Consider the following 14,489-nt stretch of genomic DNA (forward strand, 5'->3'; position numbering starts at 1 on the left):
GTTTAGTATAAATCAGGTGTTTTTAGATCAGGCTCTAGAATTTCAACATATGCATCATCTTTCATTGAAGCAATCCATGTTTTATATATTTCCTGAGCCTTTTCGGAGTAAATTGCTTCTAAAGCTTTTTGCTCCATTAATTGATCTGCGGCGTTATGAATTTTAGTTTTTGTATATTTGATAATCATCCATGTTTTAGCATCAGCTTGGAAAGGTTCTGAAAGTTGCCTTTTTTTAAGAGACTTTAGTCTAGCGAAAGCTGCCATAGGCAGGGAAGGAGGACTATCCATAGTTGAAACCCAACCAAACTTACCATTTGCATGATCATAGTCTTGATTTGTTTTTTCTGCAATACTGCTAAATTTTTGACCACTTTCAATTGCTAGACGTGCTCGATCTAAGGCATTTTTAGCACCGTCATCATTCATGCTTCCATCGAGTTTTATAACTATGCCGTACACGAAGTATCTTGTTATTTTCTTACTAACCAATGGAGCTTGTTCATCAACATGATCAACATAAATCATCTGCAATGTGTGATTAATCTCAAAAGGTTGAGAAGTTTCATGGACCTGAACATTTTTAACTTTATCTTTATACATTTCAGGAATTGCATCAATAGTTACTGGGCGGCTAATTAATCCACCATTACTAGCATTAGGTGCTTGAGAGAATTGCTCAGCAACCTCTTTAAAGTCTATTAGACCTTTGTTAATAGCAGTTGCAAGCTTCTTATAGAGATTGAATTTACGATCTCTAGCTTTCTTAGATTTAGGAAGTGCTATAATCAAGTTTCTAGCTGTATAGATTTTTATAGGAGCCATTTCTTTATCAAAAGCAGCTTTATGTTTAGTAATATATTTTTTTATCTCTTCTGGTGAGACATAAACCTGTTGAGAAATAGCTCTTTGTTGAAGTTGGCTAATCATAAGCTGGTCGTGTATTCTTTCTTTATATTTATCAAAGCTCATTCCAGAAGCTTCGATGTTTAGTTTTAATGAGTCGAGACTTACACCATTTTTAGCTGCAATATCTTTTATAGCGGCTTCAGTTTGTTGTTGTGATACATTAATGTTGTTTTGTTCAGCAAGCTGTAAAAGAACATCTTGAGAAATTAAATCTTGTAAGGCTTGTCTTTTAATATCTAATGGATTTTGGTTGAATTGAGGGTTGGGATTGCTAGCTTTAAGCTTTGATACTTCTCGTTCAAGTTCAAGGTCAGTAATAGCTTTGTTGTTTACTATAGCGACAGTCTTATTTAAAAATTCTTTTTTATTTGAATTTGGTGATGTAGGTTTTGGTTTTTGTGAATCAATAGATGAATCAAAAGAATTTTGAAAGAGATTACTAGTTACATCAGTATAGCTTGTACCAATTATGCCAATGGTTAGAGTTATAAAGATGACTATTTTCTTTATCATGTTCCTGCTCCCCACTGTCCAGAAGTATAACCGTTTATTTGGTTTAAGCGGTTTGATAAATTTGAAGTATCACCAACACCACCTAAGCCTTTTAGTTCAAACTCAAGTATGTATGAGGTGGTTAAGGGGTCCAAAGCGTCAGGGTCGTTAGGAGTAGCATTAGTGAAAGCACTTGCCTGTATCAATGCTCTAATGGTCCATGATTTAGCATCATACTGAACGCCACCAAAGACATCAGCAGTTTGATTTTGTATGAAGTTATAGTTCCAAAGAGCCGCGACTCCCCAATGATCAGTAATGTTTAGTATAGTTGAGAGTGTAACGGTTTCTTGAGGTCTTGGAAGTTGCCCTTCATTGATCTGCTCTTGAGTCATACCATTCCAGTTGTTTGCAATATTGTCATAAGAAACATTGAATATGTTTTCATTATCATCTTTGTATGATAATTGATAAACCTGGTAGTCAACTTTTCCAGTCTGCATGCGATAGTTTGCCTGTGCAGAGAAGTAAATGTTTTTAATTACTTGGAATTCAAAAGAACCCATTATAGGAGAAAAGCTGTTATCAGAATACGGGTCCATTAAGTCAGTGTTGCTACAACCACTATTTCCTTGACAAAGTGTAACATTTCTATCTGCGAGGAAGAGTTGCTGACCAATTTTTGCAGATACTATTGTCGATCCGTCTTCCTGGTTTACAGTTGTTGATTCTAAAGCATAAGTAACTTGGTTAGCATTGTTAATTCTATCATGACCTGTAAATCTATTTACTTGGAACATCTGCATATATTGTTCATTTTGCAGACCAGTATCAAACAACGGTATATCTGACTGATTTTGATACGGGATATAAGTATAGAATAATCTAGGCTCAAGTGTTTGCGTGTATGAACCATCTTTTGTAGCATAATCCCTATCAAAATAAGCACCGGCATCGATGTTAAATATTGGAAGTACACTAGTAACATTACCTTTGTTAAATTTTATGGTATCAGTATTTCGACTTTGAAGTTGATAGTAACGCACAGGCACTTGTAAAGAAGGGTTTATGAAACCCCAAGTATCAGAAAAATTGCCTTGAACTTTTGGAGCTTCATAGCTACGGAAGCCATTGATATTTGTACCAACTTTAGGGACTACATCAGGGTTATTATCTATTATGCTAGCTTCCTTATAGAAATATGTATTTAGCGTTTCAATGCTTAGGCTTAATGAGTCAGATGTATAACCATCAGCATTAGCGTCAAATTTGAATTCAGGAAGTTTTGCATAAGGTCTGTTTGCAAGGTTAAGGTCGGGGTTTACAACACCGTAATCAAGTAAAGTTAAACTAGAGTCTATGTTTGAATTACCATAGTTTACATCAAATTGTCTATCTAGTAGCGTTTTAGTAACAAGGTTAACATCTCCAACTGAGAAGTCATCATAAAAGTCTTTATCGCTTACATAATCATAGCGCAAGTTGGTAGTTATACCATTTTTAAAGTTGCCAGTGTTAGTATAAGAAAAAGCACCTCTCATTTTGCCTTGTTGAAAATCAATAGGCAATATAGAACCATCAAATTCACCTTCGAAATAGTCTGTCATATATCTAAAATTAGCACTTTCCATAATACCAGACTTAGACCAAATAGTTGTACTAAGTAGTAGGTCATAGTTAGGTGCTAAGTTAAAGTAGTATGGTAATGTCACACCAAAGCCAGCACCTTCTGTGTTAGCATATTGAGGCATTAAGAAACCAGATCTTCGCTTATCATTTATAGGGTGTGATAAATAAGGTATATAAAGCACAGGAATATCTTTTATTTTGAAAAATCCATTTTTTACATATGCCATTTCTTCTTTTGTATCGATATCTATATTTTCACCACTGATTTTCCAGTCATTGTCATATGGACCACCAGAAGTTATGTATGCGTCATTAAATATAAGGTTATCAGCATCTTCTTTTTTCATACTGTTTGCATAACCTCTTAGATACCCAGAATAATGATCTTTATCATATATACGAGTGTTAGGTGTTTGACTAGGCATTCTAAAATAAATGTTTCCTGTACTATAGGTATTATCATTTAAGTTACTATCAAACTCTTTTGTTCTTAAAACAATACCTGTAGAAGGCTGTCTAGATATTACGTCTCCAGTCATCACAAGAGATCTGATTGAACTTTTGTCCGTGTTGAAGTCAACTATAGCATTATCACCGTATAACTCTTGGTCACATTGCAGTACTTCGACGTTACCTGATGCAACAAATGTTCCATCAGTGTCATACTCACCATTTTGGTAGCTTAAGTCTGTTTTCTTTGATTCACATAATGCTTTAGTGAATTGGCTATCATTATTATAATAGCCACCGACAAATGTTGAAACATCTTTGACCCAGCCCAAGTCATCAGCTAGAGCTTTTTCTCTTTCCGGTGTTTTTAACTTCTTATCAAATACATTTTTGGGTTTTTCTGGTCTTTCACAGCTCCATTTCCCATCTATGACCTTACATTGCCAATCTTCTTTAGTCAGATTTTTCTCCATAATACGTGCAGCATAAGCCTGGGTTGAGAAGCATATGGTTCCCAAGCTCACTAGCAAGTATGTATGAAGTTTTTTGATCATAGTAGTTATTAAAGACCTTTGTTAAATTGTTTGAGTTTTTGAAAATAACCGTGATATTATATCTGTATTTCGCGTATATTTCTACGGCAATATACATAAATACAAATTTTTGGATAACATAATGAATATAGAAGATTATCTTTCTGAAATCTTACAAAAGAGTTTTGCTAAACTAAATTATGCTGAGAGTTTTGCTCGGGCTGTTACATCTACAAGAGAAGGTGTAGGACATTTTCAATGCAATGGGGCGATGCCTTTAGCTAAGTTTGCTAAAAAAGCTCCAATTATAATAGCGGAAGAAATTGTGGAAAATATAGAGGACAAAACTATTTTTTCTAAGCTAGAAGTTGCAAAGCCTGGTTTTATAAATATGACATTATCTGCTGAGTTTTTAGCAAAAGTGAGTAATGATTTTTATAAGAGCGAGAAATTTGGCTTTAAAAAACCTGAAAAGCAACAAAGGGTTGTATTAGACTTTGGTGGGCCAAATGTCGCAAAGCCAATGCATGTAGGGCATATTCGTTCAGCATTACTTGGTGACTCATTACAAAAAATTTATAAGTTTTGTGATGATGATGTAACTTCTGATGTGCATCTAGGAGATTGGGGTACTCAAATGGGTATGCTTATAGAAGAAGTGAAACTCATGTTTCCAGAATTAATCTATTTTGATGAAAACTACAATGGAGAATATCCTAAAGAGTCTCCCGTAACGGTAAAGGAGTTAGCAGAAATTTATCCTCAAGCATCAAAAAGATGTAAGTCTGATATCGTTGAGATGGAGAAAGCAAGACAGGCTACTTTTGAGCTTCAACAGGGCAGAAAAGGGTATGTAGCATTATGGCAACATTTTGTGAAAATATCTGTAGAAGCTGTTAAACAAGATTTTGATTCACTTGGTATAAAGTTTGATTTATGGCTTGGCGAGAGTGATGCTGATAAATATATATCACAAATGATTGAGCATTTAAAAAAAGAGGGTTATGCACAAGAAGATGATGGTGCTTGGGTTGTGGATACTGGCCTTGAAAATATCCCACCTTTAATCTTAATAAAGCGCGATGGTGGTGTGATGTATGGAACTACTGATCTTGCTACATTATGCCAAAGAGAGAAAGATTTTAAGCCAACTAAAATTGTATATGTTGTAGATAAAAGGCAATCATTACACTTTAAGCAAGTTTTTGCAGTGGCTCATAAATCTAATATTGTTGGAAAAGAATGTCAGCTAAAGCATGTTGCATTTGGTACTGTAAATGGTAAAGATGGTAAACCATTTAAGACCCGTGAAGGTGGGGTGATGCGTTTAGCGGACTTAATTGAGCAAGCTAGAGATTGTGTTAAAAATAGGATGCCAAAAGAAGATAACCAAGAACTTATAAGTCAAATTGCGATGGCAACTATAAAATTTGGTGATTTAGTGAACGTGTACTCTAATGACTATGTTTTTGATTTAGAGAGGTTTTCTCAGTATGAAGGTAAAACAGGTCCATATCTGCTTTATACAACAGTAAGAGCAAAGTCTATTTTGCGTAAAGTTTTTGGTGATGATTGTAACCTTAGTGATGTAATCTCTAGCAACACTATAAGGGCGGCAACTACTGAGCAAGAAGAAAAGCTTCAACTGCAATTATTACAATTTCCTATTGCTGTTGCTAAAGCGTATGAAAATTCACAGCCGCATTTTATTTGTGAATATGCATATTCACTAGCGAATGCTTTTAATAAATTTTACGTAAACTCTCCAATAGCAAGCATTGAAGATGAAGATCTTAAGTCTAGCAGGGTGGCATTATGTGCTGCTACAGTAAAGGCTATGACTATAGCTACTGATTTACTGGGCATCTCGATACCAGAAAGAATGTAAGTTCAACAAGTAATAAATTTTTCTATAAACTTTTCATCTAGCGATAAATTATTTGGATGAGAACCTTTTTCTCCTTGAGGAACTTCTAGACCTTGTTCAGCATATAGGTTTTGCCAATAGTCTGATATTTTGTGAGTTTCTAGACAGTAGTAATTTAAGGTTTGCTCTTGAAAATATGGCTTACCTAAAGTTCTAGCAAAAGCCTCATGTATAAGTTCAGAGCAGTAAAGAGCTTTGTCTTGGTTGGGTAAAAAAAAGTCATTATATTTAAAGCCAATAAATGATTTAGCTTTGCTAATAATTCTTTCAAGTGTATAAGAATCTAGGTCTGTACGAGCTACTAGTTTTTTGTTTGACTTATACTTATCAAGATTTGCTTCAATAACACCTTGATAAGTAACAGCTTCAATTATTTTATTATCACCAATATATATACCGCAATGATAAAAACTAACGCCACTAAATCCAGAAGATAAAGATGAGATGTTTTCCTCTGATTCATTAGCAATAAATATCACATCACCTTTTATAAGTTTTTTGGGTTTCAAAGTACTCATAGCATTTCTTTAAGTTGAGCTTCTGTGACTATCGTGACATCAAGGTTTTGAGCTTTCTCAAGTTTACTTCCTGCATTGTCACCACAAATTAGTATATCTGTTTTTTTAGAGATACTACTTGTAACTTTTGCACCCATTGATTTTAAATCTTGGGTTAGTTGATTACGATTAAAGTCTTCAAATGTCCCTGTTATAACTATAGTTTTATCTGCAAAATTATCGTTGAGCTTTTGTTCTTTAATCTCGGGGTTAATGATCTCAATACCTGTAGCTAAAAGCTCATCAACGATAAAGTTATTTAATTCATCTTGCCAAAAATTAACAATATTAGTTGCCATGATTTCACCAATATCTTTAATCTCTATAAGCTCTTCATAATTACTTTTGCGGATATTATCTAGGTTAGAAAAATGATTTGCTAACGCTTCTGATGAAACCTCGCCAACATCTTTAATACCTATTGAAAATACAAATCTTGCAAGTGTTGGATTTTTACTTGCTTGTATAGATTCTATAACATTTTTTGAAGATTTTTCACCCATGCGTTCAAGAGATATTAGCTCATTAAAGTTAAGTTTGTAAATATCAGCAGGGTACTTAATTAGATTAGCTACGACAAGTTGCTCGATAAGTTTAGAGCCTAGTTTGTCGATGTTCATAGCTTTGCGTGATACAAAATGTTTAAGTCGCTCGGTTGTTTGAGCTTGACAGTGCCAGCCACCGGTGCATCTATAAATTGCTTGATCGTTGATGTTTTCTATACTTGAATCACAAATAGGGCAGTTAGTAGGCATTTGTATGAGAGTAGCATTATCTTTACGATACTCAGGTAAGCTCTTTACAATCTCAGGAATTACATCACCAGCTCTTCGTACTATGACTCTATCACCAATACGGACATCCTTGCGTTTGATTTCATTGATGTTGTGTAAAGTAGCATTTGAGACGATTACACCACCTACAGCAACAGGCTTTAGTCTAGCAACGGGAGTGATTGCACCAGTACGACCGACTTGGAACTCAATGTTTAAAACCTCTGACTCAACTTCTTCTGCTGGGAATTTGTATGCTATTGCCCATTTTGGTGCTCTTGCTACATAGCCTATAGCATCTTGAAGTTTTATATCGTTAACTTTAAAAACTAGACCATCAATATCGTAATCCAAATCTGCACGCATATGAGTCATTTTTTCAAGAAATTTTTCAACATCATCAAAGCTATTAGCTAAAAGAGTTTGGTCAGAAACAGTAAAACCAATATCATTTAACAATTTCATTAGTTCAAACTGAGTAGCAGGGTATTTAAAATCTTTACTAAAATAGCCAATTCCATAGCTGTAGAGTTTTAAAGGTCTTTTGGCAACCACTTTAGGGTCAAGCATTCTGATGCTTCCAGCAGCAGCGTTGCGGGGGTTAGCAAAAGTTTTTTGGTTATTTTCGGTCATATAGTTATTTAGTGAGATAAAACTTTGCTTATCTAAGATGATTTCACCACGAACCTCTAGCTCTTGTGGAGGATTTTGCATATTTAGTTTTAATGGTATATTTCGAATAGTTTTGACATTTTCTGTAACTTTTTCTCCTTGGATACCATCACCTCGTGTTACGGCATACTCAAGTTCACCATTTTTATAAACTATACTTATAGCAAGACCATCTAATTTGGGTTCACATTCTAGGCTTATGTCCTTATATTCAAGTTTTTCATAAAAGCTCCTTAGTTCATCAAGGCTGAAAACATTGGCTAAAGAAAGCATTTTCTTTTTGTGCTTGATAGTTTCAAAACCTAATAAAATGTCTCCACCAACTCTATCTAATACCGAATTTGATGGTTTGAACTGTGGATATTTAATTACAATATTTTGAAGTGTTTGAAATAGCTTATCGTAATCATTATCTGAGATGATTGGCTTATCAAGCGTATGATAAAGGTAGCTTTGCTTATGAAGAAAATCTGCTAATTTTTGAATTTCATCTTTTAGAATACTAAGCTCTAAATCATTGTAGTTTTTGTTTAAAAAATATGAGGCTTGCATAAAAGTTTGTATGTATAAGTTTATGCTAGTATTTTATACTATTGAGCTATAAATTTGAAAATAACATTTAACAGAAGAGGTGAATATTTTAGGTACTAAGCACTGAAAGTATTTTCACATGTGTTAGGCATATTATGAAGAGTTAGATTGGATGCATTTGTATTGAAGGAGCAGGTCCATAAGAACATACTACCACTTTGAGCTCCGACAAGTCTAATTAGGTCATTTGCATTTGAGAAATGCTCGGGAGATGTTTCGCTAAGGTTTATTTGAATTGTGGCGCCTGTTTGGGATGCATTAATGACAGAGATGCCCGGAGGAGTCGAGTATGTTTCTGTTTCTAAGTTTACACCACCATTTATATCATCTTGAATTTCTGCTCTTACCCCACCGGTAATATTAAATGCCTCTGTAATTGCAGCTTTTTCTTTATGGTTCGAGTAGATAGGTATAGCTACAGAAGCTAATATCGCGATGATGGCAATAACTACCATTAATTCAACTAGTGAGAATCCTTTTAGTTTGTGTATGTGAGTTTGCATAGCAATATATATTTATAAAATATTACTCTAAAGTTTATATCTAAAAAGTATATTGTGCAATTTATTTGTAATTCTAGAATGTGATAACAAATAGATAGAATATGGTCATACCCGCGGGATATCTCAAGTATATTGATAAAACCTTAAAGATTCCCATCTGCGAGGGAATGACTGCGGGTTTCAGAGATTTTATAGAAAAATGTAGGCATAAAAAAACCGCACAAGGCGGTTTGATTATTTAGATAAAGTTGCTTAAATTAAGCTATAGAGTTACAACTACCAGGAATACTAGATGCAGCTGGGCTACCAGTAACATCACAACCCCAAGTCATAGCACCAGAAACTAAAGCTGGAGTTAATCTGATAGTTGAACCTGATATAGATGTAGATGTTCTGTTAATCACACCAGCATCTGTAACAGTTGTACCTGTAGGAGCATCGTATCCAGTAGTAGATACACCAGTGATAGTATCACCAGCAGTTAAGCCAGTGTTAGCAATGTTTTCAGCTACTTGAGCTTTAACGCCACCTAGTTGAGATATTTCACTAGATACATTTGCACGAGTAGTGTAGTTAGAGTACATTGGAATTGCAACTGCCGCTAAAATTGCGATAATTGCGATTACAACCATTAACTCAACAAGTGAGAAACCTTTTTGCATTTGTTTTTTCATGATAATTTTCCTTATCTTTATATTTTGTTTTTACTTACTTATGAGTCTTAGTAAGCCGGAACTTATAACCCTAAGTAATCTTCATTATAAATAGTTTTTCATAGTGTGCAAGTTTAATTGGATAAAAAAATGATTATTTTTTAATATAAATTTCTGATTATACTAGTTTGATATACCTTATATCTATTGTAAAGTAAGCGATTGTAAATGGATGGATTTGGGAGATTTCCACTTGAGTGGAAATGACAAACTTGTGTAGTAAACAAATCATTACGACCTAACTTGAAATGTGGGTATGATAATTCAAATGTTTGTGAGGTATATGCAGGGACTGATCTATGTGTTTACTCTTTCACATGTTAGCCACCAGCAACATCTTTAGGTACATAGTCTTTTAGGTTTGTTTCTTGGATTTTAACTTTTGAGTTATATGCAAAGTTACCAGTTTTTACAAGTATAGGTCTAAGCTGTGAGTTTTCCCAAACACTGTGTTCTTTTACTGCATCGATAGAATTAAGCGTTGAGCATATTAAAGCCCAGACGAATAAATATCTGATCAGAGCAATAAAAAAAGCAAAAAAAGTGTTAGATAAACCTTCTTTCTCCTCATTTTTCTTGAAGAAAACTTTCATAATCCCAAATATAATTAAATAAGCTCCTAGTAAAACTAATATAAAAGAAACTATATAGGCAGTGTTTGGATCTTCTATAAAGTTATTAATATATGCAGATTGAATTTTCTGAGCAAGAATACCTGCTAGTGCTACAGCAAATATCATAAGTATTAATTGAATAATGTTTTTCATCAAACCTTTAACAGCAGCAAATAAGCTTATGATAAAAGTACTAAGAATGATGAAAATATCTAGAATGTTTAGACTTTGTAGGAATTCCATAGTTTTATAAATCCATTATTAACTGTTTAAGTTCTTTTAAATTACTAATACCGATAACATCAGCATTTGTTTTTTTAGTTAGCTTTGAAATATTTGCTTTTGGTACAATTATTTTCTTAAAGCCATGTTTTGTTGCCTCATTGATTCTTTCTAAGCCATAGGGGATAGGGCGAATTTCACCAGAAAGACCAACTTCACCCATTATTAGCATATTATGAGGTATTTGAATCTCTTCTAAGCTAGAGTATATAATAGCAATCACAGCTAAATCTATACTTGTTTCTGTGATTTTAATACCTCCAACCACATTGAGAAAAACATCTTTGTCATATAGATCTAGATGCATATAGCGTTGAATTACAGCTAAAATCATAGCTAGGCGATTACTATCTATACCGACACAAAGCCTTTTAGGTGGTTGATTTTGATTTTTTTCAACAACCAAAGATTGTAGTTCAACTAAAAGAGGGCGAGTACCTTCCCATACAGAGACTCTTACGCTACCAATTAGGTTTGTACGACCATTGTTTAGAAATATAGCAGATGGATTTTTGACCTCTTTCATACCTTGATCAGTCATTGCAAATACGCCAATTTCATTTACAGCACCAAAACGATTTTTTAAAGCTCGCATCATTCTGTAGCGACCATTGTCTTGTGATTCGATAAATATCACAGCGTCGACAATATGCTCAAGGACACGAGGTCCTGCAACTTCACCGGATTTGGTGACGTGACCAACTAAAAATACAGATACTTGATGCTGTTTAGCAACTTGAGTGATGTACGCAGATGATTCTCTAACTTGAGAGACACCACCAACCATTGATGAAAGTTCAGGGTTGTAAATTGTTTGGATAGAGTCAATAACTACTATCTCAGGTTTTTGAGTAACTATGTAGTTTGCTATGAGCTCTATATTAGTCTCACACATTACTAGTAATTTATCTTTAGGTAGATCAAGTCTTTCTGCTCGAAGTGCAATTTGTTCAAGAGATTCTTCACCACTTACATATAGTACTTTTTTCTCTTGAGAAAGGTATGCCATGATTTGTAGCAATATTGATGACTTACCAATTCCAGGATCACCACCAACCAAAGTTACTGAGCCCCTAACGATACCACCACCTAAAACGCGATCAAATTCTGCAATATTTGTTTGGGTGCGACTATGCTCTTTGCCTTGTATGCTACTTAATGGAGTTGCTTTAGTTACACTACCAGCAAAGCCTGACCTAGCAATAGGCTTTTTTGAAGTTTCAATTTTTACTTCTTCTATTAGAGTGTTCCATTGATTACAACTATGACATTGACCTTGCCATCTTGGAGAGCTAGCACCACATTCTTGGCAGATGAAAATAGTTTTAGATTTAGCCATTTGAGTTATTTTCCTTTATAACCAAGTAAGTATTTAGAGAGAACTCTTTCAGTCTCAGAAGCGTTTGGACCAATAAATTGAACTATGTATTTATATTGGTTTTCATTACCACTAGCACGAATGTTACGAGGAAAAACAGAAACCACTCTACCTTCACAGCCAACTTGCTCTTTTAATTCAGTTAAGGTTATTGATGCTCTAATGATATCTCCTAAGTTAAGCACTTTTGCTACAGATATTTCAAGTCCACCATCCTGTATCACTTTTACATGTTTATCATAGGCTTCTTCACGATGTTCAAAGCTATATTCAACCTCTGCTTTGATATCATCTTCACTGTAGTCTACAAAAACCTTCCCTTCAACTCGTTCTGATATATCGCTTTCTATATCACTATCAGCCTGCTCTAGTTCTTCACTTGAACCTTCTGAGGTTTCATCGTCTTCATCATCACTGAGTAAATCAGATTCTATATCTAGTCCTTCATTGTTATCAAGATCGATATCAAGTTCAATAATATTTACATCTTCATTACTTTCATCATCATTATCATCAATATCGAAATCAGGTGAAGTAGAGTCATCTAGTTCATTCTGGAAGTCATCATCGTTTAAGTTTAAGTCTTCATCATCAAGCTGATCTTTTCTTTTGTTATGATGTTTAGTTTCTCCTCCGAGCAGGCCGCCTCGACTAGATGGCTTTTTAGTAGGTTTATCTGTTTTTGAACTGGTACTTTTTTTTAAAAGATCTAATCTACTCATTATTTATGCCTTTTTAGGTAATTTTTAAATGTTCTGTAGCTGATATATATAATACTTGAAAGTATTAAAATTATAAATATAGTTAATCCTTTGTTATGACGGATCCAGTGAGTAATATCATCATGATCGACCAATTTTAGTATAGCGTTTCCAAAAAAATATCCGAGAGTAATATATATAGTTGACCAAATGAAACTGCTAATAGCATCAAGCACCACAAACTTTACTTTTTTTACATTACCTAATCCTATAATAAGAATAGTAATTGTTCTTAAACCATATAAAAACCTAACGCTTAAAATTGCCCAAGAGTCGTATTTATCAATAATTCTCAATGATCTATCTATCTTTTTTTGCCAATGAGGTTTTTTCTCAATAAACTTTCTACCTGTGAGTTTTGAAAATATAAAAACACTATTATCGTGAAATATAGCTCCAGCAGTTGCAGCTAATATAACTAAAGGATAATTAAAAAGAGTTGTAGCGGTTGTAATACCCACAATAATTAAGAATATCTCTCCCTCAATTATTACGGCTAAAGCTACAGCTAAGTAGCCCCAGTGTAAAAGAAATTGATAGAAGTCGTGTTGGCTCATATGTTTTGGTTATAAGCCTTAGATATTAAAAACTCATCAATAATAACTAAAGCAAGCATAGCTTCAGCAATAGGAACCCCACGAATACCAACACAAGGATCATGACGACCTTTAGTGATGATACTTGTGTTTTCACCATTAGTATCGATAGTTTTTCCAGTTTTTAAGATACTAGATGTCGGCTTAAAGGCTACTTTGGCGAGAATTTCCTGCCCACTTGAAATACCTCCTAATATACCTCCAGCATGGTTAGTTAAAAAACCATCTTCTTTAGTAATTTCATCACGGTGCTCACTACCTTTTTGAGCAACACAATCAAAACCATCACCTATAGATACGGCTTTTACGGCATTTATAGACATTAAAGCATGAGATATAGTGGCATCGAGTCTGTCAAATACAGGCCTACCTAACCCAGCTTCTACACCTTTTGTAACTACTGTCACCTCAGCACCGATCGAGTCTCCCTCTTTACGGATTTTGTGAATTAGATTTTCACATTTTTCAACATAGTCATTATTTGCGATAAAAAAAGAATTTTCATTGATGTTAGTCTTATCAGCAAAAGGAATCTTAAGTTCACCTATTTGAGAGCAGTAGCCATAAATTTCAATTCCAAAATGAGCCAATGCTTTTTTTGCAATTGCTCCGGCAGCTACACGCATAGCAGTTTCACGAGCAGAAGATCTGCCACCACCTCTATAGTCGCGAACCCCATATTTTTTGAAATATGTGAAATCAGCATGACCAGGACGAAATTTATCTTTTATCTCGCTATAGTCTTTTGATTTTTGATCTTGATTTTTTATAATTAGGCCTATCGGAGTACCTGTAGTCTTACCCTCAAACACCCCAGAGATAATTTTTACCTCATCGGGCTCTTTGCGTTGAGTTGTAAATTTTGATTGACCGGGTTTGCGCCTATCTAGTTCAAGTTGAATATCAGCCTCTGTGATTTCAATGTTCGCTGGACAACCATCAATAATTGCTGCAAGAGAGTCTCCATGGCTTTCGCCACAAGTAGTTACTGTAAAAAGTTTACCGAAAGTATTTCCTGACATAGTTTTGTGTAAGAGAGTATTTGTTAATTAAAATAATAACATATTTGATAGCTATTTCTTATCTACAACTATAAAAAGTTAAAACAGA

The 14,489-nt window shown here is 34.3% G+C and carries 12 protein-coding genes; 1 reads left to right on the forward strand and 11 read right to left on the reverse strand.

Annotated elements, in window-relative coordinates; all coding sequences use genetic code 11:
- Positions 1 to 2: 2 nt before the first annotated feature.
- Together FLM55_RS08750 and FLM55_RS08755 are read right to left on the reverse strand one after the other, a co-directional pair.
- Positions 3 to 1,421, reverse strand: coding sequence for a SurA N-terminal domain-containing protein (locus FLM55_RS08750; protein ID WP_178948905.1), 1,419 nt, complete (start codon positions 1,419 to 1,421; stop codon positions 3 to 5).
- Positions 1,418 to 4,033: an LPS-assembly protein LptD gene (locus FLM55_RS08755; protein ID WP_178948906.1), complete on the reverse strand. Its 2,616-nt coding sequence runs from the start codon at positions 4,031 to 4,033 to the stop codon at positions 1,418 to 1,420. The genes FLM55_RS08750 and FLM55_RS08755 overlap by 4 nt, the downstream gene beginning before the upstream one ends.
- Positions 4,034 to 4,154: 121 nt before the next feature.
- Between FLM55_RS08755 and argS the strand changes: the two genes are divergently transcribed.
- The gene (gene argS / locus FLM55_RS08760; protein WP_178948907.1) at positions 4,155 to 5,900 is read left to right on the forward strand and encodes an arginine--tRNA ligase; all 1,746 of its coding nucleotides are present in this window, start codon (positions 4,155 to 4,157) and stop codon (positions 5,898 to 5,900) included.
- A gap of 2 nt (positions 5,901 to 5,902) precedes the next feature.
- Here argS and FLM55_RS08765 read toward each other — a convergent pair whose 3' ends face one another.
- From FLM55_RS08765 to aroC, 9 genes are all read right to left on the reverse strand, one after another.
- Positions 5,903 to 6,457 (reverse strand): YiiX/YebB-like N1pC/P60 family cysteine hydrolase, encoded by a 555-nt coding sequence (locus FLM55_RS08765; RefSeq protein ID WP_178948908.1) that lies wholly within the window; start codon positions 6,455 to 6,457, stop codon positions 5,903 to 5,905.
- On the reverse strand, positions 6,454 to 8,493 hold the full coding sequence (ligA, locus tag FLM55_RS08770) for an NAD-dependent DNA ligase LigA (RefSeq protein WP_178948909.1): 2,040 nt from the start codon (positions 8,491 to 8,493) through the stop codon (positions 6,454 to 6,456). Before ligA ends, FLM55_RS08765 begins: the two co-directional genes overlap by 4 nt.
- Positions 8,494 to 8,588: 95 nt before the next feature.
- Positions 8,589 to 9,035: a prepilin-type N-terminal cleavage/methylation domain-containing protein gene (locus FLM55_RS08775; RefSeq protein ID WP_178948910.1), complete on the reverse strand. Its 447-nt coding sequence runs from the start codon at positions 9,033 to 9,035 to the stop codon at positions 8,589 to 8,591.
- A 257-nt stretch (positions 9,036 to 9,292) separates the two neighbouring features.
- Entirely contained in the window at positions 9,293 to 9,709 is a 417-nt protein-coding gene (locus tag FLM55_RS08780; protein WP_178948911.1) for a prepilin-type N-terminal cleavage/methylation domain-containing protein, read from the reverse strand.
- A gap of 359 nt (positions 9,710 to 10,068) precedes the next feature.
- Positions 10,069 to 10,605 (reverse strand): CvpA family protein, encoded by a 537-nt coding sequence (locus FLM55_RS08785; RefSeq protein ID WP_178948912.1) that lies wholly within the window; start codon positions 10,603 to 10,605, stop codon positions 10,069 to 10,071.
- A 4-nt stretch (positions 10,606 to 10,609) separates the two neighbouring features.
- Positions 10,610 to 11,983 carry a DNA repair protein RadA gene (gene radA, locus FLM55_RS08790; RefSeq protein ID WP_178948913.1) on the reverse strand — a complete coding sequence of 458 codons (1,374 nt, stop codon included), beginning with the start codon at positions 11,981 to 11,983 and terminating at the stop codon, positions 10,610 to 10,612.
- Between the two features lie 5 nt (positions 11,984 to 11,988).
- Positions 11,989 to 12,744 carry a PilZ domain-containing protein gene (locus FLM55_RS08795; protein ID WP_178948914.1) on the reverse strand — a complete coding sequence of 252 codons (756 nt, stop codon included), beginning with the start codon at positions 12,742 to 12,744 and terminating at the stop codon, positions 11,989 to 11,991.
- Positions 12,744 to 13,340: a DedA family protein gene (locus FLM55_RS08800; RefSeq protein ID WP_178948915.1), complete on the reverse strand. Its 597-nt coding sequence runs from the start codon at positions 13,338 to 13,340 to the stop codon at positions 12,744 to 12,746. The genes FLM55_RS08795 and FLM55_RS08800 overlap by 1 nt, the downstream gene beginning before the upstream one ends.
- Positions 13,337 to 14,401, reverse strand: a complete 1,065-nt coding sequence (gene aroC / locus FLM55_RS08805) for a chorismate synthase (protein ID WP_178948916.1) — start codon at positions 14,399 to 14,401, stop codon at positions 13,337 to 13,339. The genes FLM55_RS08800 and aroC overlap by 4 nt, the downstream gene beginning before the upstream one ends.
- Positions 14,402 to 14,489 lie beyond the last annotated feature (88 nt).

Origin of the sequence: Francisella sp. Scap27, from assembly GCF_013394105.1 — a bacterium.
GTDB lineage: Bacteria > Pseudomonadota > Gammaproteobacteria > Francisellales > Francisellaceae > Francisella > Francisella adeliensis.